23 protein-coding genes are annotated in these 24,782 nt (G+C 71.2%); 13 read left to right on the top strand and 10 right to left on the bottom strand.

The genetic code is table 11. From position 1 onward, the window contains the following. The first annotated feature begins 942 nt into the window (after positions 1-942). Entirely contained in the window at positions 943-2,715 is a 1,773-nt protein-coding gene (locus GTY96_RS25070) for a tetratricopeptide repeat protein (RefSeq protein ID WP_161666018.1), read from the top strand. 370 nt (positions 2,716-3,085) lie between these two features. Further along, positions 3,086-3,502, top strand: a complete 417-nt coding sequence (locus tag GTY96_RS25075; protein ID WP_161666019.1) for a hypothetical protein — start codon at positions 3,086-3,088, stop codon at positions 3,500-3,502. A gap of 51 nt (positions 3,503-3,553) precedes the next feature. Here GTY96_RS25075 and GTY96_RS25080 read toward each other — a convergent pair whose 3' ends face one another. Then, on the bottom strand, positions 3,554-4,144 hold the full coding sequence (locus tag GTY96_RS25080) for a DUF938 domain-containing protein (protein WP_161666020.1): 591 nt from the start codon (positions 4,142-4,144) through the stop codon (positions 3,554-3,556). 706 nt (positions 4,145-4,850) lie between these two features. Between GTY96_RS25080 and GTY96_RS37830 the strand changes: the two genes are divergently transcribed. From GTY96_RS37830 to GTY96_RS25095, 3 genes are all read left to right on the top strand, one after another. After that, on the top strand, positions 4,851-5,066 hold the full coding sequence (locus GTY96_RS37830; protein ID WP_235685845.1) for a hypothetical protein: 216 nt from the start codon (positions 4,851-4,853) through the stop codon (positions 5,064-5,066). A gap of 16 nt (positions 5,067-5,082) precedes the next feature. Next, positions 5,083-5,505 carry a hypothetical protein gene (locus tag GTY96_RS25090; protein ID WP_143905329.1) on the top strand — a complete coding sequence of 141 codons (423 nt, stop codon included), beginning with the start codon at positions 5,083-5,085 and terminating at the stop codon, positions 5,503-5,505. A 70-nt stretch (positions 5,506-5,575) separates the two neighbouring features. Continuing rightward, positions 5,576-6,856: a metal-dependent hydrolase family protein gene (locus GTY96_RS25095; protein ID WP_161666021.1), complete on the top strand. Its 1,281-nt coding sequence runs from the start codon at positions 5,576-5,578 to the stop codon at positions 6,854-6,856. Between the two features lie 23 nt (positions 6,857-6,879). Here the strand turns inward: GTY96_RS25095 and GTY96_RS25100 are convergent, their stop codons facing one another. From GTY96_RS25100 to GTY96_RS25110, 3 genes are read right to left on the bottom strand one after another with little or no spacing between them, the layout of a single operon-like run. Further along, positions 6,880-8,202: a M16 family metallopeptidase gene (locus GTY96_RS25100; RefSeq protein WP_161666022.1), complete on the bottom strand. Its 1,323-nt coding sequence runs from the start codon at positions 8,200-8,202 to the stop codon at positions 6,880-6,882. Between the two features lie 2 nt (positions 8,203-8,204). Continuing rightward, positions 8,205-9,473, bottom strand: coding sequence for a M16 family metallopeptidase (locus GTY96_RS25105; RefSeq protein ID WP_161666023.1), 1,269 nt, complete (start codon positions 9,471-9,473; stop codon positions 8,205-8,207). Between the two features lie 20 nt (positions 9,474-9,493). Beyond that, positions 9,494-11,386 carry a toxin-antitoxin system YwqK family antitoxin gene (locus tag GTY96_RS25110; RefSeq protein ID WP_161666024.1) on the bottom strand — a complete coding sequence of 631 codons (1,893 nt, stop codon included), beginning with the start codon at positions 11,384-11,386 and terminating at the stop codon, positions 9,494-9,496. Positions 11,387-11,911: 525 nt separating this feature from the next. Here GTY96_RS25110 and GTY96_RS25115 point away from each other — a divergent pair. Further along, positions 11,912-12,409, top strand: coding sequence for a hypothetical protein (locus GTY96_RS25115; RefSeq protein ID WP_161666025.1), 498 nt, complete (start codon positions 11,912-11,914; stop codon positions 12,407-12,409). On the opposite strand, the gene GTY96_RS25120 is transcribed toward GTY96_RS25115, so the two are convergent. Both GTY96_RS25120 and GTY96_RS25125 read right to left on the bottom strand, forming a co-directional pair. Continuing rightward, complete coding sequence (locus GTY96_RS25120; RefSeq protein WP_143905342.1) at positions 12,367-12,627, bottom strand: hypothetical protein; 261 nt, start codon at positions 12,625-12,627, stop codon at positions 12,367-12,369. The genes GTY96_RS25115 and GTY96_RS25120 overlap by 43 nt on opposite strands. Beyond that, a complete protein-coding gene (locus tag GTY96_RS25125; RefSeq protein WP_143905344.1) occupies positions 12,624-13,766 on the bottom strand; it encodes a linalool dehydratase/isomerase domain-containing protein in 1,143 nt (380 codons plus the stop codon). The genes GTY96_RS25120 and GTY96_RS25125 overlap by 4 nt, the downstream gene beginning before the upstream one ends. Positions 13,767-13,978: 212 nt before the next feature. Here GTY96_RS25125 and GTY96_RS25130 point away from each other — a divergent pair, with 212 nt between their 5' ends. The 3 genes from GTY96_RS25130 (at position 13,979) to GTY96_RS25140 (ending at position 17,091) form a co-directional block, all read left to right on the top strand. Continuing rightward, the gene (locus GTY96_RS25130; RefSeq protein ID WP_161666026.1) at positions 13,979-14,890 is read left to right on the top strand and encodes a hypothetical protein; all 912 of its coding nucleotides are present in this window, start codon (positions 13,979-13,981) and stop codon (positions 14,888-14,890) included. 40 nt (positions 14,891-14,930) lie between these two features. Continuing rightward, positions 14,931-16,001 (top strand): Ig-like domain-containing protein, encoded by a 1,071-nt coding sequence (locus GTY96_RS25135; protein ID WP_161666027.1) that lies wholly within the window; start codon positions 14,931-14,933, stop codon positions 15,999-16,001. A gap of 76 nt (positions 16,002-16,077) precedes the next feature. Further along, on the top strand, positions 16,078-17,091 hold the full coding sequence (locus tag GTY96_RS25140) for a hypothetical protein (protein ID WP_235685846.1): 1,014 nt from the start codon (positions 16,078-16,080) through the stop codon (positions 17,089-17,091). Between the two features lie 122 nt (positions 17,092-17,213). Here GTY96_RS25140 and GTY96_RS25145 read toward each other — a convergent pair whose 3' ends face one another. The 3 genes from GTY96_RS25145 to GTY96_RS25155 form a co-directional block, all read right to left on the bottom strand. Beyond that, positions 17,214-18,632 (bottom strand): hypothetical protein, encoded by a 1,419-nt coding sequence (locus GTY96_RS25145; RefSeq protein ID WP_201756378.1) that lies wholly within the window; start codon positions 18,630-18,632, stop codon positions 17,214-17,216. 42 nt (positions 18,633-18,674) lie between these two features. Further along, positions 18,675-20,177, bottom strand: a complete 1,503-nt coding sequence (locus GTY96_RS25150) for an acetyl-CoA acetyltransferase (protein WP_161666028.1) — start codon at positions 20,175-20,177, stop codon at positions 18,675-18,677. Between the two features lie 140 nt (positions 20,178-20,317). Then, entirely contained in the window at positions 20,318-20,566 is a 249-nt protein-coding gene (locus GTY96_RS25155; protein WP_143905354.1) for a hypothetical protein, read from the bottom strand. Between the two features lie 427 nt (positions 20,567-20,993). Here GTY96_RS25155 and GTY96_RS25160 point away from each other — a divergent pair, with 427 nt between their 5' ends. Next, positions 20,994-21,587 (top strand): DUF2239 family protein, encoded by a 594-nt coding sequence (locus GTY96_RS25160; RefSeq protein WP_161666029.1) that lies wholly within the window; start codon positions 20,994-20,996, stop codon positions 21,585-21,587. Continuing rightward, positions 21,584-22,609 carry an NADP-dependent oxidoreductase gene (locus GTY96_RS25165; protein WP_161666030.1) on the top strand — a complete coding sequence of 342 codons (1,026 nt, stop codon included), beginning with the start codon at positions 21,584-21,586 and terminating at the stop codon, positions 22,607-22,609. The genes GTY96_RS25160 and GTY96_RS25165 overlap by 4 nt, the downstream gene beginning before the upstream one ends. 27 nt (positions 22,610-22,636) lie before the next feature. On the opposite strand, the gene GTY96_RS25170 is transcribed toward GTY96_RS25165, so the two are convergent. Then, a complete protein-coding gene (locus GTY96_RS25170; RefSeq protein ID WP_161666031.1) occupies positions 22,637-23,296 on the bottom strand; it encodes a DUF4328 domain-containing protein in 660 nt (219 codons plus the stop codon). Positions 23,297-23,589: 293 nt separating this feature from the next. Here GTY96_RS25170 and GTY96_RS37835 point away from each other — a divergent pair, with 293 nt between their 5' ends. Both GTY96_RS37835 and GTY96_RS25180 read left to right on the top strand, forming a co-directional pair. Then, positions 23,590-23,793: a cupin domain-containing protein gene (locus GTY96_RS37835; RefSeq protein WP_235685847.1), complete on the top strand. Its 204-nt coding sequence runs from the start codon at positions 23,590-23,592 to the stop codon at positions 23,791-23,793. 87 nt (positions 23,794-23,880) lie between these two features. After that, positions 23,881-24,552 carry a hypothetical protein gene (locus GTY96_RS25180; protein ID WP_161666032.1) on the top strand — a complete coding sequence of 224 codons (672 nt, stop codon included), beginning with the start codon at positions 23,881-23,883 and terminating at the stop codon, positions 24,550-24,552. The last annotated feature ends 230 nt before the right edge of the window (positions 24,553-24,782 follow it).

Raw genomic sequence — 24,782 nt, forward strand, 5'->3', positions numbered from 1 at the left:
GCGGCCCGCTGATGCCGCGAGGCCGCCTGAAGCCGCGGTGCCTCCGCCCCCGGCGGGCTCGCAGCCTGCGCACGTGCGCAGTTCGCACACGGTGGACGTCATCGCACCGGGCGAACAGGTGGACACCATCCTGGGGCGCATGAAGGCGGAGCGCCCCGCACCTCCGCCGCGAGGCGACACGGTCCGTCCACCCCCGGGTCCGGATTCACGAGGCCCCTCGGGCGACCGCGGACAGGAGGGCCGGCCCAATGCGCCACGCCCCCCGGGCGATGACGGCCACGTGCGCTCGCCGTCACCGAGGACCGACGGCGCACGGCCGCCGCCCAACCCGCAACCGCCTCCCAATCAGCAACCGCGTCGCTGAGTCACCCAGAGGGTGCGGACCGGAAGTCCGCGAGACTTCTTGAACAGCGCGGATGGCCGACGGGAATTGGAATGGGCCGGTACAACAACTTCGATGCGCCAATCAGATGCAGCGGCTGCGAGCGCCTGGAGACCGTGTGCTTTCAGGCACGCATCGGCATCTTGGACTTGAGTGACTTCGTCCCAGGTGACGTCGTCTGGGGACGCGCCCACAACATGAGACGCCCTGTGATTGGGCCTGATTCGCAAGCCGTGGGACGCGACGTCTGGGCATACGGGCTGGGGAGCTGTCCAAGCTGCAAGGCGGAGTTGTGGGCGGTGGTCGAGGTGCGAGACGGGCGCTTCGCCGGAGTCGAGCTGCCCCCGAAGCCGGAGAATCCCCATGACTGGGGGCAACTGATACCCAGCTAGGCACTGCCCGCACCGGGTTACCAGGGATGGCGTCGAGCCACGGGGTCCAGCAGGCTCCACTGCGCGCCGCGAGCCATGCGCCAGGGGCCGCAGCGCCTCGCGCGGATCTCGCTCCCGCTCCCGGAATGCGCTACGTCGCGGTGTGTGTGGGCGGGCCTCCTGTTCCTGATGGCGCTCGCGGCTGGAGAGCCGTTGGAGGATGCACGCCAGTCCTTCGCCGCGGGCCGCTACGCGGAGGCGGAACAACAGGCACTCCAGGCCGCGGAAGCATCGCCCTCCGGCGCTGCGCTGTACCTCATCGGGCTGTCCCGCTTCCGCACGGGCCGGCCCGAGGAGGCACTGGAGGCCTTGGACGCCGCCGGGCGCGCGCCAGATGCCCCCGAACCCGATGCCTGGAACTTCAACCGGGGGGCCTGTCTCTACGCCCTCGGCCGCTTCGAGGAAGCGGAGCAGGCCTTCGCCAGCGTTCACCCGGAGGCCCCGCTCGCCCGCGTCGCGTGGATCAACGCGGGCTTCGCGGCCTTCGACGCGGGCGCCCCTGAACGCGCCGCGCGGTGGGCGGAGCGCGCCACGCCCGGGGCCTCCGCGCAGGAGGCCGTGCAGTTGGAGGAACTGCGCGCACTCCTCGTCCCCGTGGGAGCGCTCGGGGATGAGGAGTACCGGCAGGGGCTCGCGGCGTTCGACGCCGGCCGCTTCGACGAGGCCCGTGCGCACTTCCTGCGCGCCGCCGCATTGATGCCCGACGCCGGAAGGGCCCGGCTCATGGCGGGCGCATCGGCATACCGGCTGGGGGCTCTCACGGAGGCCCGCGAGGACCTCGCGTCGTCGCTCGCGCTGACGTTGAGTCCGCTGGACCGGAGCACCGCGCACCAGTACCTCGACCTGCTCTCTCACGGCCTGCGCTCCAGCGGCCCGGGCCTCTGGGTCTCCGCGAGCCTGGGGCCCGGCTTCGACAGCAATGTGCTCCAGGTGGGCGTCGCGGCGCGCGACGTGTCCGGCGCGAGCGCGGACGTCGTGACCGCGAGCGCCTTCGCGGAGGCCAGCGTGGGCATCACCGCGCGCTTCCGGGTGGCGGACAGCGTCCTCGCGGCCCTGTCCTACGGCGGCAGCCAGCGGGCCTACTCCGAATCCTCCGTGCGGGACTACTCGCTCCAGCTCCACCGGGCGACGGCGGCGGTGGAGTGGGAGGCCGCGCGCGACGTGCGCGTGGGGCTGCTCGCGGGCGGAGACTTGTTCTTCACGGGCCTGGCGGACTTCCGCGGCCTCCAGGCCTCGGTGGGCGCCAACGCATGGCTGGCGTGGGATGAGAGCGACCGCACCAGCACGCGGTTGGACCTGGGCCTCGTCGGCAAGGACGGACTCGGCGAGGAGTTCGCCTACCTCTCCGGCCCGCGCCTGGACGCGACGCTGTCCCAGGAGTGGCGCCTGGGCGTCGCCAACCTCACCGCGTGGTACCGCTACCGGCAGGACCGCATTGGCACGCTGGAGCAGAGCGTCACCAGCGCGGATGAGACCGTCGCATCACAGACGTATGTCATTCCCTTCGCCTTCGCGAGCCACGGCGCAGGCGCCTCCGGCCGGTGGCAACCTCTGCCCTGGCTCACCGCAAGCCTGGAGGCGGAGGTGGAATGGCGCCGCTACCTGGAGGACAGCTCGCTGCGCGTGCGGACGACCGCTGGCGACACCGAGACGTGGAACGCGCGCCGCCGCCACGACACGCGCTTCGTGCTGGCCCCGACGCTGGGCTTCCGGCTGTCGCGACACCTCCGGCTCACCGCGCGCTACGAGCTGCTGGTGAACCGCTCCAACGTCGACATGCGGCTGACGGACGACGACCCCGCCGCGTGCGAGGGCGCGGAGCACCTCTGCCACGCGTATGACTCCACGAATGGCAACTACGAGAAGCACGGGGTGATGCTCCAGCTCGAAGCCGCGTGGTGAGCCGTCAGCCGTCCACGCCTTCCAGGTGAGCAGCACGCCGTTACGGCTCCACGGCGAAAGGTTCGCGGACCTCCGGGTGTCGGCTTCTCGAAGGAGGCCTCTCCCCGGCGGGTGGGGCCGCCAGGCGCGGCCCTGGCCCCGCGGGTTGCGCGCCCGGTGGCGCCTCGCCACCTTGCTGCACGACCTATCCACGACAGAGGAGGCATGCATGCCCATGTCCAGACTTTCGCTGACCCTGGCCGCGTCCGTCGCGCTGTGCTTCACCGCGGGCTGCTCCAAGAAGGGGATGTACAAATCCGACTCAGGCCAATCGGCCCCCCCATCCGGCCAGTCCACCGCGATGACGTCTCAGGGGAATCCTCGCTGCCCCATGTCAGTGCCGGGGACCCAGGTCAGCACGCAGACGACGTCGGACGGCGTGGCGCTGATCTTCAGCACGACGGATCCCTCCCAGGTGTCGGACCTCCAGTCACGCACCCGGCGGATGCTGGACGCGCAGTCCAAGAGCACGAACGCGGAGACGCCCATGGACCTGGCGAAGGAAGAGGACCTGGGAGACAGCGCGGTGGAGGAACAGGCCGGCCGCGATGAAAGCGGCACGGGCGGCGCTGGCTACAAGGCCAAGGCCGGTGCCCCCACCGTTCCGTCCAAGGCAGAGGCGCAGGACACGCCGGAAGGCATCACCATCATCTACTCCGCCCAGGATCAGATGCAGAAGCGCCAGCTCGTCGACGAGGTCAACGCGACCGCCCACCAGATGAAGAACGGCCACTGCCCGGGCATGTAGCCCCGCGCCCACCGCCGGGACGGCATGAAGGACTCCGTCCCGGTGGGAGTCCTAACGGGTGAACACGACGGTGAGGTTGTTGCTCGGCATCTCCACCACGCGCTCCCGCTGGAGGCCATTGCGCGCGCCCTCGGCGGCCACCGCGCCCAGCTCGCGCACACCCCAGGAGGGGTCGCGGGCCCGGAGCGACTCGTCGAAGGCGATGTTGCTCGGCGCCGTCTGCTGGCCCTCCACGAAATAGGGCCCGTACAGCACCAGCCGTCCGCCCGGGCGCAGCACCCGCGCCGCGCCGCGCATCAGCCCCTGGCAGGCCGTCCACGGCGCGATGTGGATCATGTTCACGCAGAGCATGGCGTCCGCGTGCGCCACGGGCCACGTGTCCGCGCTGGCGTCCAGCACCCGGGCCGGCAGGACATTGGCCAGCCCCTCCCCGGCACACCACGCATCGATGCTCTCCAGGGCCTCCGGCTCCGCGTCGGTCGGCTGCCAGGTGAGCCCAGGGAAGGCGCGCGCGAAGAAGGCCGCGTGCTGGCCGGTGCCGCTCGCCACCTCCAGCAACGTGCCGGACGCGGGCAGCACTTCCCGGAGGACAGCGAGGAGCGGTTCACGGTTGCGCTCGGTGGCGGGGGCATGGCGCTTCATGCCCCACCGTCTTCCACACCCTCGCCAGCAAGGGAAGGCCGTCCCTCTCCCATGACCACCGCTGAACGCCCCGGCGTCCGCCGCTCCGCTCCCTGGGTTGCGCAGGCGAGGTGAACCGGAACTCGAACGACCGCGACGATGCTCCCAAGGTGTTCCGTGCGCGGACACCGTGATGCGTCTTGGGCTTCAGCGCATTGACCTGCACAGCGGTGCGGGTGCAACCTCTCCACAAGACACAGCGACGCTCTGCCCCCGCGGAGAGCAACCCACGTGATCACGGTGGATGATGCGATTCAACGCGACGCTCCTCTTTGGGTTGCTCCTGGCGTGCGCTGGAGGCGATTGGTACACGAGGCAAGGCGAGAACAGCTTGTTTGGGCGCAGAGGCAACTCGGTCTGGGCGCGTGGGCCATGGCCCGCGATCCAACCCTCGCGCAACCTGGACGACGTCATCGACCAACTGTGCCCCGCACTCATGCTGCTTCCCAGGGCCAACGCTGGCGACTACGGGCAGGAATACTGCGGAGCGCTCTACTCGCTTGGAGATGGCACCTACTACGCGACCTACGGCTCCCCCCTGGGACCCACCGTCCTGGTCGGCCCGAGGAAACGAAAACAATGTCAACCGCCTCGCCATGTGGTGGATGAGCGCGGCCGTCCATCCCCGATCGCCGACTACCACAGCCACCCCTGGACGCCGTCTGAAATGTCCCCCGAGGACACGCAAGCGGACCTCCAACTCTTCATGATCCGCATCCAGCTCGACACGGGCTGCAACATCATGAAGCTGGTGCCGAACATCGACAGTCCCATCCCAGGCGAGGTCTATGTCCGGCGCGACAAGAAGTGGTTCCTCGTTGGCAGCATCCGGAACGAAGACAAGAAGTCCGGGCGAGTCACCGCCGTCAACGACGACTCCTAGCCCCTGGAGCGGAGCTATGTATCGACTGCCCCTGATTCTCTGCCTCCTGCTTCAGGGCTGTGCGCTGTTCCAACGCACCGCACGCCCCGCCCATGCGTCGCCAGAGGAGGCGAGCCAGGTCCAGTTTCCACGGGAACTGCCAGCAGCAGGCCTTCAAGAACTGTCGGGGCCGATGGCCGCGGCCATCGCACTGGCCATGGATGACTTCCGCCCCCTGGGGACCCATCCGCATCGCGACGCGACGCCACTTGAACAATGCCTCTACCGACGCGAGGCCTTCAACGTCGCGGCGGCTCCGGGGCCGAACGGGTGGGTCTTCGTCCGATTCTCGTTCAGCCCCGCCAACTGCGCCGAGCATGAGCGGGAGATCGTCCTCGATATGGGGGCGACCTATGCCGTGGATGTCGCTGGGGCGCGCATCCTCGCCATTCAACCGTGACACCCGCCCCCGGGCCTGTCCCACAAACCCATGGCCCCAGGCAGCGGCCCCGCGCAGACTGCCTTCCGACATGCGCGCTCCGCTCCTCGCCACCGTCCTTTTCGCCGTCCTCGCCTCCATGTCCGCGCGGGCCCAGGCGCCCGTCCGTTCGTATGTGCTGCGCCCTGCGCGGGTCTTCGACGGGACCTCGGCCAAGACGCATACCGGCTGGGCGGTGGTCGTCACCGGCGAGCGCATCGTCGCGGCGGGGCCCGCCCAGGGCTTGAAGACGCCAGAGGGCGCGGAGGTCATCGACCTGCCGGGTACGACGCTGCTTCCCGGCCTCATCGAGGGCCACTCGCACCTCTTCCTGCACCCGTACAACGAGGCCCCCTGGAACGACCAGGTGCTCAAGGAGTCCCTGGCCCTGCGCGTCGCGCGCGCCACCCAACACGCGAAGGCGGCGCTGCTCGCGGGCTTCACCACCACGCGCGACCTGGGCACCGAGGGCGCGGGGGACGCGGACGTGGGCCTCAAGCAGGCCATCGACCAGGGCATCATCCCCGGCCCCCGCATGGTCGTCACCACCCGCGCCCTGGTCGCCACCGGCAGCTACGGCCCCAAGGGCTTCGCCTCGGAGTGGACCGTGCCCCAGGGCGCCGAGGAGGCCGACGGCGTGGACGGCCTCACGCGCGCGGTGCGCGGACAGATGGGGCGCGGCGCGGACTGGATCAAGGTCTACGGTGACTACCGCTGGGGCCCGCACGGCGAGGCGCTCCCCACCTTCTCCCAGGAGGAGATGCGCCTCATCGTGGAGACCGCGCGCAGCGGCGGACGCCCGGTGGCCGTGCACGCCAGCACGCCGGAAGGCATGAAGCGGGCCGTGCTGGCCGGCGCGGAGACCCTCGAACATGGAGACGCCGGCACACCCGAGGTCTGGAAGCTGATGGCCCAGCGGGGCGTGTTCCTGTGCCCCACGCTCGCCGCGGGCGACGCCATGCTCCAGTACCGGGGCTGGAAGCGCGGCGTGGACCCGGAGCCCGAGTCCCTCCAGAAGAAGCGCGCCGGACTCAAGGCCGCGCTGGCGGCTGGCGTGCCCCTGTGCGTGGGCGGGGACTCGGGCGTCTTCCCGCACGGAGAGAACGCACGCGAACTGGAGCTGCTGGTGGCCAGCGGCGTGACGCCCACGCAGGCGCTCCAGGCCGCCACCTCCGGCAACGCCCGCATGCTTCACTGGGAGGACCGCATCGGGCAGGTGAAGGCCGGGATGCTCGCGGACCTCGTCGCCGTGGAAGGCGACCCCACGCAAGACATCTCCGCCATCCGGCAGGTGCGGTGGGTGATGAAGGGCGGCACCCTGTACCCGCGCTGAAAGGAGCCCTGGCCCCTCGGGCTTCAGAGCGGCGTGCTCACGATGCGCACGGAGCGCTCCTCCCGGAAGTGCCGGCGGACAAAGTCCTTGAGCACCCCAGGCGTGAGCCGGGGCGGCGGCTGGAGGAAGCCCAGGTCGGTGCCTCCGTCCTGCCGCGGCTCCGAGGCCTCGGCCGCCAATGCATCCGCCAGCTCCGGCCCCGCGCTCGCCAGCGACGCCAGCCCGCGCCCTCCCCGCGAGGCCAGCAGCTTCTGCTCGGCGTCACCCGGGGGCTGCTTCGCCAGCCCATCGAACGTCTCCTGCATCAGCGAAGGCAGGCGGGAACCGTCGAGGGACCGCGTGTACGCGAACGCCAGGAGCAGGTCGTTGCCGCGCAGGCTCAGGCAACGCACCACCACGTCGGAGACGATGGGCTCCTTCACGTGCACCGCGAGCATCAACCGCAACTGGAGCAACGCCGCCACCGCCCGGCACGTCCCCCGGGCTTCGCGAGGGAGCGCGTAGCCCAGCGTCACGAACGTGGCGGCCGCCCGCGTCTCCTGCTCCACCGGGAAGAGCGCCGCCTCCAGCGCGGGCGCCACCCGCTCCTCGGGCAACGCCGGAGCCAGGCGGTAGCCCTCGTCGACCAGCCGGCGCGCGTCCTCCACCCCGACCGCCCCCGTGAAGACGAGCGAGATGTTGGAGGTGAGGTACTCCGACGCGTAGAACTTCAGCACGTCCTCGCGCGTGATGCGGCCGCGTGAGTTCTCCGAGCCGATGAGCGCATACGCGGCGGACACGCTGGAGAAGAGCGCCCCTTCAATCTGACTGCCCAGCGCGGAGCCGCGGAAGTGATACGTGCTCTCCGTCCGGATGATGCCCAGCTCGCGCTCCAGCCGCTTGCCGCCCGGGAGCATGGGACTGGTCACCATGCGCAGGAAGTCCCGGGCCAGCGGCGCGAAGGCCCCCGCCGGCGCGTCCAGCATGTACACGGTGGCCTGCGAGACGGTGTGCGCATTCAGCGTGCCCCCCGCGGCCGCCACGCGCGCTCTCAGCTCTGGACCGGGCAGGTCCTGGCTCCCGTGGAACACCAGGTGCTCGACCAGATGCGCCAGGCCCTCCTTGCCCGGCGGATCATGCGAGGCCCCGGAGCGGACCACCACGCGCAGCGACGCGGTGTCCGCGCCCGGCCGTGAGGCCATCAGCAGCTCCGTCCCGTCCGCCAGCACCTCGGCCGTGACGTCCGGCGGCAGGGCGGCGGCCGAGGAGGCCACGGCTCGCGGGAACGGCGCGGCGAGTCCCAACGAAGGAGCCCCCAGCAGCAGGAGCCCCAGCAGCGCGGACCTCCAGAAGGATGGGCGACGCATGGCTATCTCCGCCTCATCCGTGCGCCCGCCGTGGAGCGCAGGGGAAGGACGCTGGGGGTGAACAGCAGGTGGATGCGCCGGTCCTCACCCAACCAGCCCCCCACGGTCTGGGTCAGGCTCTCCGGGGTGAGCGCGGCCAGCGCGGCCTCCACTTCCGGCGAGTACCAGGCCGGCGCGTGCACGCTCGCCGCGAGCGCCTGCGCCACCTCCGCCGGGCTCCGGTCGTCCGCCCGCAGCCGGGCAAGCACCTCCGCCCGGGCGAGCGCGAGCTCCTCCGCGCCCACCCGCCCCTCGCGCACCGCCCGCACCTCCTCCAGCATGAAGGGGCCCAGGTCGAGCGCGGACGGGTCCCTCGCGGGCAGCGTCAGCACCAGTTGATCCAACCAGGGCGTCAGCAGCACCGACGCGTCCTGGGCATAGCCCACGCCCAGGCGGCGGAAGCGCTGCTCCATGCGCTGTCCGAGCAGGACGCCCACCACCCGCGCGGAAGCGGCCTGCCGGGCGTCGTTCAGCTCGATGGGGTAGGCCAGCAGGTTGATGTCGCTCATCGCCGGGAGCTTGAGGGTCACCGGGAGCTGGGGCTGCAAGCGCGTCACCGCCGACGGGCTCCCCCCCTTGAAGCGGGCCACGGTGCGCCGCAGCGCCTCCGGGTCGAAGTCCCCCGCGGCGATGACCACCGCGTTGCGCGGACTCAGCGGGCCCGCCATGTACGCCTGCACGTCGTGGTCCGAGAAGGACTGCACCGCCTGCGCGTTCGAAGGCACGGGCGCCTTGAAGCGCGGCTCCGGGGAGAGCACCTGCGCCAGCACCGACTCCAGGAAGTCATCCGCGACGGTCAGCGAGGGGTCCTGCCCGGTGCGCTCCAGGGCATCCTCCAGCCGGGCCGCGTCCAACTGGGGTGCCAGCACCAGCGTCAACACGCGCTCGGCGAGCCGACCGAAGTCCTCGCGGGGAGCGCTCAGCGTGAAGCCGCTCTGCCGGAGGCCGGTCGACAACGTCAGCGTCGCGTTCGCGCCGAACAGCTCGCGCACCAGCGCGTCGTAGCGTCCCCGGCGGTTGGCCTCCAGCATCACGTGCTGGCACGCCAGGGTCAGCCCCGGCATGCCGCCCTCATCGAAGCGGCCCACGGAGAAGAGCACCTGGAGCGTGGCGCGCCCCGTCCCCGCGCGCGGCGCGAGCACCAGGCGCGCGTGCTCGGGCGACTCCCGCGAGCGCCGCACCTCGAACGGCGCCGCCGAGGCCACGGTCGCGCTCCACAGGGCCAACAACATCCCTCCCCATCCCCACGCCTTCACGGTGCCTCCTTGCTCGCCTGCGCGTCGGCCCCCGGCGCCGGCGGTGACGCCGTGCGCTCCAGGCTCACGCGAGGTCCCGCCACCGTCTCCTCCACCCTCAGGCCGTGCAGCCCCGCCCGCTTGACGGTGAGCGCGTAGCGCGCGGCGCCCTCCTGCGTGTCGCGGCGGGGCCAGACGAGCCGCAGCCGCTGCGCCCACCACTCCTGCGGATGGCCTCCGTACAGCGCCTCCTCCACCGGCGTCGCGGAGACGCCCTTCGCCGCCAGGGCCCGCTTCACCATCGCCATGTCCGCCGCGGACTCCCAGCGAGCCTCCCGCTCCTCCGCGGACGTCGCTCCGTCCTCCAGTCTGGTATCTCCCTGGCCGACGGGACGCGAGCCCTCCCCCATCAACGTAGGGCGTCCCGCCATCCACCAGGACAGGTCCAGCCGCTTGCCCTGGGCGTCATGGGTGCTCCACTGCCCATCCCGCAGGCCGTGCGCGTAGGCGCCCTCCACATGCGCAGTGCCGTTCGCGAAGAAGTGCTTGTAGGGGCCGTGAAGCTGTCCGGCCGCGTACGTCCGCTGTTCCAGCACCCGCCCGTCCGGGGAGACGTCCTCCGCCACGCCTTCCAGGCGCCCCTTGAGGAAGTGGGCGCGAAACACCACCGCGCCCGTCTCATCGAGGGTGCGCCACTCGCCCTCCGGCACGCCGGCCGCGTATGCGCCCTCCGCGTGCAGCCGTCCCTCCCGGTCCCAGCGCGACCAGGCGCCGTCGCGCCGCCCCTGCGTGAACGCCTCCGCTTGGAGCAGCCGCCCCCGGTCGGTCCGCAGCCAGGAGGTTCCCTCCCGGGTCCCCGCGCCCACCACGCACTGGGACAGGACGTGGCCGCCCGGCATGGGCTCGCGCCGCACGGCCGCCCCCGGAGGACAGGTCTCCAGACCACTCCGCGCCAGCACCAACCCTCCCGCGGCGAGCCCCAACGCCGCGATCCACCCCGGCGCGCCCCAGGAGACGGGGAGGGCCGGCGGACGGGGCGCTCCGACCCGCGACGGAGTCCTCGGCCGGCCATGCCGCCCCCGGCTCAGCACATGGAGGACGCCCTCGCGCATCCACAGCGTCCCGCAGGCCGAGCACGGCACCACCGCGACGCCCTGGAACACCACGGTCGCGCACGCGCCTCCACACGAGGCGCACTTCGCGGGCCGGCCCCCGGGCTCCTCCAACGTCCTGCGCAGCGAGTCCGCGCCCAGCCCGCGCTCGGTGAGGACCTGGGCCTGATCCCTGGCGGAGAGCAGATCACCGCCGCACAGGTCGCAGTGGGCCCCCATCCGGCCCTCCGTCCAGAAGAGGGGCGTCACGACCAGGCACTCCGGGCAGTCGTAGCCCGCTTCCTGCCGCGCCACCTCCACGGCCGGAGCGCTGATGGGCTCCGCCTCCGCCGCGGCCCCCACGCCTTCCCCGCCGGCATCGTGAAGCGTCCACAGCGCGGCCCGCAGGAAGCCCCCCTGCACGCACAGGAGCACCGCGTCCGCGCAGAGCACGGCCAGGCCCCACCGTGGCGCGAGCGTCTGGAACTCCGCGACCAGCAGGAGCGCCACCACGCCCTGGAGCAGCACGACGCCCACCGCCCCCATCTTCAGCGCGCGCGCCCGGGCGCCCGGCACCGAGGCCAGGACCCCCGCGAGCCGGGGCAACCCCACCGGCAGCAGGCCCGCGACGAGCCCTGCCCCCAGCGCCTCACGCCGCGGGGCCGGAACGGCGCCGCGCCCCCGGAGCGCGTGCACCAGCACCGCCAGGAACAGGCCCCATGACACCCACGGCACCAGCGAGAGCACCAGCCCCCCGGCCCGCGGCGGCGCGCCCCACGACCCAGGCCCCAACACCCAGGCCTCCAGGAGCCGTGGCATCCACGCCGGAGAGGCAAGCTGCCCGAGCCGCGCGACCCCGAACACACCCGCCAGCAGCCTCAGGACTCCCGGCCACCAGCGCCCCCACGGCCCTGTCCCTCCGTCCACCGGCGGCCCCGTCCAGGCATCACACGCGGCGCACGAGCCCCCTGGCGGGCACGCCGCACCGCAGCGCCCGCAGGCGCCCCCCTCATTGGCTTGTAAAGACATTTCCCCTCTGGATGAGACGGCGCGCACTCTAGTCACACCGCCTTGTCGCAGGAAAAGTCACCTCCATTTCGCAAGCATCTCCGGGGAGGGATTGACCCGCCCGAAGCGCCTTGCCTATAGGTCCGCGCCCAGAGGGGGGACGGGTCCTGGGAACCCGAGCCCTGAAGATTCACTGGACTGTCTTTATTTCAGGGAAAACCCATGTCATTGCTCAGCAGAGGGTGGCCGTGGCTCGTTGGGGGCGCATGTCTTTTGAGCGCGCCCGGGGTCCTCGCCCAGGGGTGGAATGCGCCCCGCCCGTCGCATTGGAAGGCATTGCCCAACACCAGCGTGAAGGTGGGGGACTCCACGAATGAGGCCTCCGCGAGCACCCTCCCGGACAAGAAGGCCTTCTGCCAGGAGGTGAAGGCGGTGGTCCGCACCGCGGGCAAGGGCTTCAGCCCGTTGCGGGGGACCGCCCGGAAAGACAACACAGAGGATGTCTCCATCTGGGAAGCCACGAAGAGCGTCCAGGACTTCCGCTGCGCCGTCTACCACACGCGGGTGCTGGGGGATTACGTGTACTGCGTGCAGGCGCACCCGGACTGCAAGGCCGCGCAGGATGGCTTCTACCTCTTCTCCAGCTACTTGATGTCCACGTGCTACCCGGGGTGGAGCTGGCAGGACTCGCGGCTGAGCACGTGGGACAGCTATGCCCAGCGCCGGATGGTGATGGCCACCAATGACGAGGGATTGCGCATCTCCCTGGAGACGGGCCGCGCGAAGGACTCCTACTCCCGCTGCGAGCTGACGCTCACCTTCGAGTTGCTCTGAAGCCAGGCGTCCGCGAGCCCCGCGAGCAGGAGCACGGGCGCCGCCAGCACCGCGCCGAACCAGGCCAGCGCATAGCCCAGCCCGAAGCCCATGCTCCAGGGGCCGCCCACGACGGTCCCGGACAGCACGCCCACGTACTGGCGCCCTCCGCCCAGGTGCAGCGACAGGAAGACCGCGGCGATGCCCAGCGCGGTGAGGACGAACGGATGACGCATCATCGGCGTGACTCCAGGTGCGGCGCCCCCACGAGGCGCCAGAGGGGCCCTTCGACGAGCGAGTACAGCAGCACCGCGTCCGCGAGCGGATTGCCCGCGGCGAAGCGCAGCCCGGTGTCGTCGCGCACCGGGAAGGCCGCGAAGTGGAGGCTGGTGAGCAGCCCGTCCAGCGCCTGCTGATCCTCGAACGCCGCCGCGCCCACGAGCGCGAGCCCGCTGGACCCCGCGTTCGCGTTCACCCACGGAATCGTGGGCCCGGAGTCGATGTCCTGCACCGCCTCCGCGGACGCGGGCCACTCCGCCGCCCACGCGAACCCCAGCGCCTGTCCCAGGAGCGCGGCGCGCGCACGCTGGTACTGCTCGCGCGCGAAGTCCGCGTCCACCACCTGGAGCATGTGCGCGGCGAGCCAGAGCGTGGAGCCCTCCGGCCCATCCTTCACCTTCCCGTCGAAGGTGAAGCTCGACACGAGCAACCCGCTCCCCGCGTCCGTCAGGTGCTCCCGCGCGGACACCACCCACCGGCGCAGCAGCGCGCCATGGTCCCGCCCGTCCACCCGGTCCGACAGACGCACCGCCGCGAGCGCCACCGTGTTGCAGAACGTCCAGCCCTCGTCGGGATAGCTCTCCCCGGCGAGCACCGGGGCCCGCTCCAGTTGTCCGGTGATGAGGTCCACGCGCTCACGCAGCAAGGGGGCGTAGTCCGCTCGCGGCTCCACCGCCTGACGCGCGGCCAGCATCAACGCCAGCTCCCCATCCACGAAGAGGCTGCGCCCCGCGGCGTCCCGGAAAGGCGCTGCCTTCACGTAGGGCAGGAAGAAGGCCTCGGTCGCCTGGCGCTCGTCCCGCAGCGTCCGGGCGATGAGCACGTCCACGACGGACAGGTGCTCCTCCTTCCGCGCGGGCTCCGACAGCGCGAGGTTCACGAACGAGAGCACGGAGAAGGTGCGCACCATCAGGTCCCACTCCGGGTTGGTGCGGTGGAGCACGTCCCGCTCGGCGCTCGCCTCCTGGAGGGAGAACGCCCGCTGACGTGAAGCCAGCGCCCCGGCGAGGGCCGCCACATCCCGGGGACGGAACAGCCCGTGGAGCGTTGGGAGCCAGACCGCCACGGCCAGCGCCAGCAGCATGAGTTTGCGTCGCATGCCCGGGAGTATCGGCCTCCCGTCGCGCGGGCCCCGGGCCATGAGACTGGACGGTCGCCGCCACGGGATGAACGGTCGCGGCTCCCTGCGACGCGACGCGGGCAGCGAGCGGCGGCACGGACTGCGACAACCGATGTCCCGGACACGGGGGTCCAGGTGTCTCAAGCGCCATGCGGACATCTGTTTGGAAAAGCCTGGGAGTGGGGGCGTGTTTGCTGGGAGGGGGAATCGCCCGGCCCCCTTCCGCGGAGGCATGCGCTGGCCCCACCTGCGTCACGAGCACCATCCGCGCTCCGCTGCCCGCGGGAGCCGCGGTCCCCGCGAACGTGCCAGCCCTGGTGGTGCTACCACCGGTCCTGCAAGCCATGGACCCCATGGGCCTGCGCCTGAGGACGGCGGACGGCGCCAGCGTGGAGGCGAGCCTCCTCGCGGGGCCTCACAGGAGTGGGGTCCTCATCCCCGCCGCCCCGCTCGTTCCCGGGACCGGATACCTGCTGGAGAGCAACACCCCCTGCCGGGACATGCAGCCCTCTCCGGCCATCTCGGTGGCCTTCACCGCCGGACCGGCGGTCGCGCTCCCCACGGCCTCGGGCAGCCTGAGCGCGGGCGCGGAACAGCAGACGTCCTTCGAGGTCTGGGGCGGCGCGCTGTGCTCCGTGGGCGTGGAGGGCAGCGTGCTGCCCCTGCGCTTCACGCCAGCCCCGGAGCTCGTGCCCTTCCTGCCGTGGGTGCACTGGACGCTGGAGGTGGATGGCCAGACGTGGGCCACGGCTCCACATGGCGCGGTGGACGCGGCCGGTGGCGTCATGTCCCCGAACCGGTTCGGGTACCCGCATGACCTGCTGAGTGTCTACGCGGTCTGCCACCTCCAGCCTTCCAATGATCGACCCCAGGACAAAGGCATCCCACCCGGACAGCATGTGGCCACGCTGCGTCCGGTGCTCGAACAGTCCGCCACGCCGCTCCCAGCCCTGGAGACTCCCTTCACGCTGACGTGTCCGAAAGAAACCCCCGACCCCGTCCCCGGCGACAGGGGCTGCTCACAGGTGGGCGGGGGCCTCACCGCGCTCGGGGTCCTCGCCACGCTCGGGCTCTGGCGGCGCTCGCGCCAAAGCCGTCCCTGAGGGATGTCCCAACCCACCGGCCTCCGGTGTCCAATGGAGCATGCACGGACACGCTTGGACCTGGAGCGCGGTGGGGATGTTCCTCCTGGGGATGGGCACGCTCATCCCCACTTCGGCGCACGCCTGTGTCGCCCCCAACTGCATGGTGGGCGTCCGCTTCCCCCTCCCCGAGGACGGCGGCGCGGTGCCCGCGAACGTCCCCGGACTGGTGACGGCGCCACCGCTGCTGGAGAACGTGGATCCCGCCACCGTCCGGCTGCTCCTCCCGGATGGAACACCCGTGCCCGCGACCGTCACGACAGGGGCCTACCAGGCGCAGGTCCTGATCCCAGACGCGCCGCTGGAGCCGGGCACCACGTACCGCCTCGAGGCGAAGGGCGTCTGTCAGTTCCAGCAGACCGAGCTCGAGTCCACGACCTTCACCGCCGGTCCCGCCCTCCCCCTGCCCACCACCCTCGGCACCCTGACGGTGGACGAGCCGAGCCAGGGGATCTTCACCATGTATGGGGACTCGAACTGCGGCAACACGCGGGTGAGTGGCGACTCCACCCTGCTGCGCTTCCAACCATCGCGGGAGCTGGCGCCGTTCCTTCCGTGGATGCATTGGACGGTGGAGGTGGACGGCCAGCCCTGGGCATCCGTGAAGCACAGCGGCGTGACGTCCCTGGGTGAGAACAACGTCGAGTCCTATCTCTACCAATACAACCGGCGGCTGTTCTTCCTCTACACGGTCTGCGGCTACACGAGCTGCGCGGATTCCTACCACCAGCCGCCGACCAATGGCCTCGCGCCCGGACGACACCGGGCCACGCTCCAGGGAACCCTGGAGCACGCGGACCTCACGCTGCCGCCGCTGAGCGTGGACTTCGAGCTGACCTGTCCGCAGAAGATCGCCGGCGCCGGAGTCAGCCTGGGGGGATGCTCGGATGGGGGATACGAGTGGGGTGGGTTGGACGGGGGCGTCGATGGGGGGAGCACCGCGCCCAACGACCCGCCTCCCGAGCCGGAGACTTCCAAGAAGGGCTGCTCCCAGACCGGAGGCGGCCTGACGCTCTTCGGCCTCCTCGCGACGCTCCGGCTCTTGCGCCGCTCGCGCCAAGACCGTCCCTGAGGGATGTCCCAACCCACCGGGCTCCCGTGTCCTAGAGAGCATGCACGGACACGCTTGGACATGGAGCGCGGTGGGGATGTTCCTCTTCGGGATGGGCGCGCTCATCCCTCCTTCGGCGCAGGCTTGTGTCGCCCCCAACTGCAGGGTGGACGTCCGCTTCCCCCTCCCCGAGAAAGGCAAGACGGTGCCCGCGAACATCCCGGGCCTGGTGACCGTGCCTCCGCTGCTGGAGAGCGTGGATCCCACCACCGTCCGGCTGCGCCTCCTGGATGGGCCGGCCGTGCCCTCGACCGTCACGACGGGGGCCCACCAGACGCAGGTCCTGGTCCCGAACGCACCACTGGTTCCGGGCACCTGGTACCGCATCGAGGCGAAGGGCGTCTGCCAGTTCCAGGAGACCCGGACCCAGTCCGCGACCTTCTTCACCGGACCCGCCCTCCCCCTGCCCACGACCGCCGGCACCCTGACGGCCGACCCGCCGACGAATGGGGCCTTCCCCCTGTATGAGGATTCAAGCTGCGGCAGCAGGTGGGTGAGGGGCGATTCCACCACGCTGCGCTTCACACCATCGCCGGAGCTGGTGCCGTTCATGCCGTGGGTGCATTGGACGGTGGAGGTGGACGGCCAGCCGTGGTCCTACGCGAAGCACGGCGGGCTGACCTCCACGGGTGAGGACGACTCCGAGTCGTATCCCTACGAATACAACCGGCGGCTGCTCTTGCTCTACACGGTCTGCGGCTATGCGGGCTGTGGGGCTTCCCACGAACAGCCACCCAACAGTGGCCTCGCGCCCGGATGGCACCGGGCTACGCTCACGGCGACGCTGGAGCAGGCGAGCCTCGCGCTTCCGCCGGTGAGCGTGGACTTCGAGCTGCCCCCCTGTGAGGCGCGGTTCGCGAACATGGGAGCTGGCGTGAGGGGCTGCGCGGATGGTGGGCCCGTGGACCCGCTCCCGCTCCCGCCCCCGCTCCCCGAGTCTGGGGACTCCAAGAAGGGCTGCTCCCAGACCGGGGGGGGCCTGACGGTGCTCGGCCTCCTCGCCACGGTCCGGCTCTGGCGCGGCCGGAGCTCGCGCCGCGCGAACGCCTGAGCGGGAGGAGGAAGCGCTCCAGGGGCAGGGCTCGAACCTGCGTCCAGCCGGACTAGAGCCGACCGCTCTACCACTGAGCTACCCTGGAGCCCCGCCAGCATGGAAGGGCCGGGCCCCGGGCGTCAATCGCGGGCCTTGTCGTCCGCGTGGACGACCCGCACCGAACCCGCCGCGTCGCGCTCGACGCGCACGGCCGGCGCATCTTCAGGCAGGGGCTCCACGTCCTTGCCGGAGAACCACCCCGCCTTGCGCAGCATCGAGGCCAGCTCCGGGTGCGAGACGACGACGCCGTGCACCAGCTCCGGCGTCGGCTTGAAGGGCACGGCGCGGCGGCCGTGCCTCGGAAACGTCCAGTGCTTCGCCTCGGGGTCCACGCCATGCGCGCGGCACACCGCCACCACCTGGGCGCGGGTGCAGGACACCTTGCCGGAGAACACCTCCCACGGCGCCGGGAGCGCGGCCCACACGAGGGTGTCGGGCTCCAGTCCTCCGCCATCCGCGCGGTGCCATGCCGCCACGTCCGCGGCCATGAGGCGCATCACCTTGCCGAAGCACAGCTGCTCGGCGACGTCCGCCATGCCCAGCGCATGCACCAGCGCCAGCCACCCCTGCCGCGACGCGTTCCAGGCGCCCGCGAGCGCGTTCCAGGTGCTGGAGTCATCTCCGCGCGACACCACCATCGTGGCGCGGTTGAACTGGCTGCGCGCCCAGGTCCGCTCCAGCAGCCGCGCCAGCTCCCCGAGCACCGCCGTCCACGTCCCGAAGAGCGCCAGCCGGTCCGCGCCATCCAAATGCCGCACGATGTCCAGGTCCGGCATGACGTGGGCGATGGCGAGCCAGCCCTCGCGGCAGGGCGCGCGGAGGAAGCGCGTGAGCAGCATGCGGGCCACGTCGTCGAACGGCGCGTCCTGCGATTGCGAGGTGAAGACGCTGCGGCGGTTGCAGCGGGCGGTGAAGTAGGCCACGAAGCACGCGGCCTCCCGCGAGGCGGCGAAGTCCGTCCAGCGGATGCGCGTGGCCAGGCTCGACTTCGCGATGCGCATCGCCTCGTACTTGCGCTGCTCCATCGCCAGCCGCTCCACCTTGCGCTCGAAGCGGCAGACGAAGCGGAACAGCTTGTTGTAGCGCCGCCGCGACACCTCCATGCCAGAGGCCTTGCGCTCCTTGCGCGACAGCCGGTCCTCCGAGAAGTCGCTCCGGCCGGGCGTCTTGTGGATCTCCTCCGCCAGCTGGCGCACCAACACGCGCACCTTCTCCACGTCCGCGCACTCCGCCGGACTCAGCGCCCGGGCGGTCTGGAAGAGCTCCACCGCCTTGCGCACCTGCCGCTCCGGGGCGACGGGGCGGTCGAAGTCCTCGGCCATGGAGGTGAGCTCCTGGAGTCCCCGCCGCAGCGCGCCGCGTGCCGCGCGCTCCAGCACCGCGTGCTCCGCGAGGGAGAGGTCCTTCGCCAGTTGCAACACCAGGTCCGCCACGTCCTCCGGTCGGGGGCGCGCCTGGAGCGAGTCGAACAGGGCCTGGAGCACGGGCGTCGAATCCATGAGACCCACGATGATGCCAGCGGACGCCCTCCCTCGCGAAGGCTATGCCCGCCGCCAGAGGACGTCCCCGTCCGGACTCGCGACGGCATGACCGGCGCTCCCCACGGGCTCCTCCTTCCCGTCGCACAGGAAGTCGATGCTCGCGGCGTCCCGCGCGGGGACCTTCGCGAGGAAGCGCTCCCCCGACGCACCGCGTCCGACGATGACCCCGAACGTCGGCGTGCCCTCCCGCGCGTGGAACACCGTGTAGGTCTCCACGGTGCCAGGCCCGGTGTAGTCCTCCACGAAGGGGGGAATGGGCCCGCGCGCGGCGTCCGCCTCCGCCTGACAGTCGGATGAACAGGGGCGCGCCCCGGCGGGAAGCGGCTCCCGCGTGAGCACCAGGGCGTGGTTGTACGTCGCGAAGCCGCCGTTGCCGAAGAGCAGGCCATGGCGGCCCTGTTCGCGCAGCCGTTGCACCATGAGGACCACCGCGTGGCTCATGGGGTTGGCGATGGGGGCGCCTCCGAACGTCAAGCCGCCGAACACGGTGGCGGGCCTCTCCAACGGCCAGCCCAGCACGCGGCGCGCCATCTTCGGCACGCAGGGGAAGCAGCTGTAGAGCTCCACGTGGTCCAGCGCCTCGGGGGTCAGCCCGTTCAGCGTCAGCGCGCGGCGCAGGGTGACAGCCATGCTCGGTGAGCGCGCGTAGCCATCTCGCGCGAGGAAGTCCTCGGGCTCATGCGCGGCGGCCCCCCGCCCCACGTACACGAGGCGGCCTTCCGGCACGCCCCGCGCGAGCGCGTTCTCCAGGCTGGTGACGAGGAACCCCGCGCCCTGATTGACCGAGCTGTTCGCCACCATCCGCTTGAGGTACGGAAACGCGATGGGGCGGTTGGCCGCCGAGGGCGTGAGGATGTCCTCGACCGACGCGGGCTCGCGGAGCCACGCGCCTGGGTTGCCAGCCGCGACCTGGGAGAACCGCGCCCAGAGCTCCCCGCTCTCCCGCTGCGCCTCCGCCAGCGACAGCCCGTCCGCGGCGCGGCCGGCGTTCTCATAGAGGGGATAGACGTCGATCGGCGTCAGGAGTCCATAGCGCCGCCGGTAGGCCTCGCGAGCGTGGACGCCAATGGTGCTCGCGGCGTTGTGCGCGGAGGGCGCGTCGCCCGCGGACAGGGCCGCGCGCCGGGCCGCCGTGCGCAGCGCCTCGCCGCCCACGACCGCCGCGACCTGGATGTCTCCGGCGGCGATCCGGTTGGCGGCCTCGTCGAGCAGCCGCACCGGGCTGTCGCCGCTGGCCTCCGCCGTCTGCTCACGCAGGCGCGGACGGGCCCCCAGCCGCTCCGCCAGCGAGAGCGACAGCTCCCCCACCTGCCGGAACGAGAGCTGATCAACGACGGCCAGCGAGTCGACCCGCGTCAGCCAGCCGCCGCCCGCGTCCGCGTCCGCTGCCCGGAGCGCGGCCTCCATCAGGCCTTGCGAGTCCAGCCCCCGCAGCGGGTCCTCGGAACGGTCGTTGACCTGCCCCACGCCCACGATGACGGGAATCCTGCTCGCGTCCTTCATGCCTCGGCTCCTTGTCCGCCCTGCCCTGCTCCCACGGCGGGGCCGCCCGGTCAATGCCGGCGCGGCATGTCAGCGAGGCGGGACGCGGGAGTCCTCTCCACCCAGGGCGCGAATGACAGACGCCCTGGGTGGGGCCAGGGTCAGATCCTGGACCAGGTGGAGGAGGTCCCGCTGAAGTACTCCGTCATCGAGGAGCCGTCCGAGGTGACGACGATGCTGACCGGCACCCAGACGACGGAGCCGCCAGAGCAGATGCCACACTCGCCCGAGAAGGTATTGGCGCCCGTCTTGACGAGCCCTCGGAAGCTCTGTGACCCCACGGACCAGCAAGGGAAGCCCGAGGCGACGACCGACATATAGCCGTTGCCGCTCGCATCGATGGTCTGCACCCAGCCCCCATTCCACCAACTCCCAATGACCGAGTCTCCCGGCGTCAACACCGCCTGCTGCGTGCTCGCGATGTCTGGATTTTCAGACTCGACCCCAGGCCCGCCGCAGGCCAGGGCAAGGAAAGAGACCAGGGCAACGACAACGCTCGACGGCTTCATTCTTGAACTCCCCCAATGGGCGACAGTCATTCAACCCATACCCAAACACATACGCCAACCACCAAAACATCCCAAGTACAACCTTCCTCCGCACCCCAGAGCCCTCAAACTCCCCTTCAAGACGCAACTATTGACCCGCCGGACACAGAGGCTTGCCTTGACCGACCTGCCCCCCGCTCGGGCCCCACCGGCCCGTATTACCCGGGTACAATTGACACCTAATTTGATCCGGGTAATATTCCACACACACTTCTCTCCGGATGCCACCATGCCTTCCCCTTCCGCCACCTGGACCGCCTTCGCCGGACAGCGCCTGATTGCCTCCGGGTCGCCCGCGGAGGTCGTCACCGCCGCCCGGCGTGCGCTCGATGCGGGCACCACTGAAGCCCTGCTGCTGTTCGACGACGCGACCGGGCGGACGGTGGACTTCCACCTGCGTGGCTCGCTGGAGGACGTGCTCGCGCGTCTGCGACCCACCCCGGACCCGGCGGCGGATGCCACCGAACCCCGGGGGCCCGGCCGCCCGAAGCTGGGCGTGGTGGCGCGTGAGGTGACGCTGCTGCCCCGGCACTGGGAGTGGCTGTCCCAGCAGCCCGGCGGCGCCTCCGTGGCGCTGCGCAAGCTGGTGGAGGCCGCCCGCGCCAACAGCGGTGACGCCGACCGCGTCCGGCAGGCCCAGGCCGCCACCGACCGCTTCATGACCACGATGGCTGGCAACGCCCCGGGCTACGAAGAGGCCGCCCGCGCGCTCTACGCGAGCGACCGCACCCGCTTCAACAAGTGGACCCGAGCGTGGCCGGATGACATCCGCGACTGCGCCCGCCGGCTCGCGGCCCCTGTCTTCGCGAAGGAGGCCCCTTGAGTACGCCCATCAACCGCCAGTGGGTGCTGAAGGCCCGTCCCCTCGACGAGGTGTCCGACGCCTGCTTCGAATGGCGCCACGCGCCCGTGCCCACTCCGGGTCCCGGAGAGGCGCTCGTGCGCGTCGTCTGGCTCTCCATCGAGCCCACGCAGCGCACCTGGCTCAATCCGCGCGCGACGTACATCCCACCCGTCGCGCTCGGCGAGGTGATGCGCGGGGTGGGCGTCGGGCAGGTCATCGCCTCTCGTTCGGAGCGGCTGTGCGTGGGCGACTGGGTGACGGGCATGACGGGCTGGCAGGACTACGCCCTGGCGAAGGACGCGGGCCTCTTCGGCTTCAACCCCGTGCCGGACGGCATCGACCCGAAGGCGATGCTGAACCTCTACGGCGCCAGTGGGCTGACGGCGTACTTCGGCATGACGGACGTGGGCCGCGCCGCGCCGGGCGAGACCGTCCTCGTGTCCGGCGCCGCGGGCAGCGTGGGCTCCCTCGCCGGGCAGGTCGCACGGCTCCGCGGCTGCCGCGTCATCGGCATCGCGGGCGGGGCGCACAAGGCCGACTGGGTCACTCGGACCGCCGGGTTCGACGCCTGCATCGACTACAAGTCCGAGGACGTCCGGGCGCGCCTCCAGACGCTGGCCCCCAGGGGCGTGGACGTCTTCTTCGACAACGTGGGCGGGCCGGTGCTGGAGGCGGCGCTGGACCACCTCGCCCGGGGCGCGAGGGTGGTGCTCTGCGGCGCGGTCTCCTCCGGCTACAAGGACCACGACTACGGCGCCACGCCGCGCAACTACATGCAGCTGGGCTTCAAGCGGGCGCGGATGGAGGGCTTCATCTTCCTCGACTACGTGTCTCGCTTTCCGGAGGCCTTCCGCGAGCTGTCCGCCTGGGCCGCCGGGGGAAGGCTCGTCCACGCGGAGTCCATCGCGGAGGGGTTGGAACACGCGCCGTCCGCCCTGCGCGGCCTGTTCGAGGGCAGGAACCTGGGCAAGCAGCTGGTCCGCGTCACCGGCGCCCCCTGAGCTCCTCCACGACCGGCGCCCCTCGAATCACGCCGCTGTGGCTTCGTCTTCCGCAATGGGGGTGTCCACGCCCTCCAGGCCCTCGCGGCGCTGGTCCATTCGCGCCTGCAGGGCCTTGACGATCTGCACGCAGGCGAGCGCGGTGCCCGCGGAACAGAGCGACATGAAGATGGCGAACACCAGGCTGGCGGATGAAGGCACACCCTCGACGGTGCCCATCTTGCGGACCACCCGCTGGTCCACCTGCTCCAGGACCCGGGCCAGGAGGTTCGCCCCCCACCACAGGGAGAGCGGGAGCGACGCGGCGAAGTGGGCGCCCCCCGCCTTCTCCGCGATGTCCTTCATGAGCTGGTAGGGCTTCACCCAGTTGAGCAGGGGAATCAGCCACATCCAGACCGCCATGGCGGGGGTCGTCTCCAGGTCCGCCCCCTGGGCCTTGAGCTGACGGACGACCCGGTGGACCCACATCAAGAAACCGACCTGGGCGGCGAGGGCGAAGAGCAGCGACAGGTACGTCACGCCATCCACGAGGGGCCCCGGGACCCGACCTGACTCCTCCAACGCGATGAAGACCCAGAAGAAGAGGGGGACCTTCAGCAAGGAGACCCCGGCGGCGACCTCCAGCAGGCGGAGGGTCCACCGCGCGCGGGCGCGGGAGTCCGGCACCGCCAGCACCGACAGCCGCACGCAGTCACGGCATTGGCCTCCGTCGTGCTCGCACCAAGAACAGACATACCTTCCGCAGCGCTCACAGGTGCGCACCGCCTCCCGGGCGGGATGGCGTGGGCATCTAGGCTGGGACTCAACTTCCCCCTCGACAGCACTGAGCATGATGAAAGTGATTACGACGCTTCTTCAACCCTGAGTCAACCCAGGCCCGAGCCGCTGCGCTTCTTCCGGGTAGGCAGTGGCTGGATGTACCTCTTCCGCCTGGAACCCGGCACCGCCACACCGGCGAGGTAACTGGCCCGGGCACGTATGTGTATGAGCCGCCCGGCAGCGAGGACAGCTGGCAGGCCGTGGGCGACGAGCCCGTGGTCCTGCTCGTCACCGTGAAGGGCGCCATCGAATCCCTGGACGACCGCGGGCAGGTGCTCCGCGGCGTGACGACCGCGAACCGGCTGGAGACGGACCGCCGCTGGTGCCAGGAGCACGGCTCGGAGCTCCTCGCCACCCTCGAATAGCCCGACGGAAACGAGGTTGTCGTGGCCCTGGGCCCCTGGCACAAGGTACGGATCCGCCCATCGCTCCCAACGAAGGAAGGCTCACCCATGCCCCCCAGGCCCACCCCACCCGCCCAGATCCAGGAGGCCCCCGCGCCCCTGCGTGAGTTCATCGAGGTGCTGCTCACGCTCGACGTGGAGGAACCGTGGGCCGAGCCCACGGAGGTGAAGCAGTCCGGCGCCGCGCCGTGGAGACCGGCCCAGCCCTACACCCTCGTGAAGGGGCCCCTGGAGGTCGAAGGCAACGTCCTCGTGGAGGCGGCCGGACACGACCAGGGCGTCCTCGTCGTCTTCGGCGATGTCACGTGCCGCAACCTCTACGTGGGCGTCGGCTTCTCGTTCGTGTGCACCGGGACGCTGCGCGTGAAGGAGGCGATTGTCGCGACCGCCGCGGACAGCGTCACGTACGTGGCGGGAGCGGTGGAGGCGCGACTGCTCGACTCCGGCTCGGGCGCGTGGCTCACGCTCTTTGGCGATCCGTCCCTGCTGCGCGTGGAGCACCTCACGTACTACGTGATGCACGGGAAAAAGCCCATCAAGTCCCCTCCTCCTCCGGACCTGCGCACGCTCGTCGTCCCGGAGGTGCTGGACCTGGAGGAGTGGGAGTCGCTCTCGCCGGAGGAGCAGGCGGATGAGCAGCCCGAGGACCTCATCAAGCTCGACAACCGCGCCTCCAGGAAGCGCCTCGGGAGCGGCGCCAGCCTCTTCCAAGACCCCTGAAACGGCGGAGCCGTCGACGCGGGACCGGCGGCAGGCGGGCCTGCCGCCCGCCTGCATCATGGGACGACGAGGCCGGGGAGCCGCGATGGATGAACCGGCCCTCCACATCGCGCTGGGTGACTGCTTCGACGGCCATCTTGATTGAAGTCGGAGCCATGGGGCGGCAGGAGCGGGACGCCCGCGTTGGCTGCTCGAATCGCCTCCTTGCCGCCTGTCTCGCGCTTCAGCCG

This window comes from Corallococcus silvisoli (assembly GCF_009909145.1).
Classification (GTDB): domain Bacteria; phylum Myxococcota; class Myxococcia; order Myxococcales; family Myxococcaceae; genus Corallococcus; species Corallococcus silvisoli.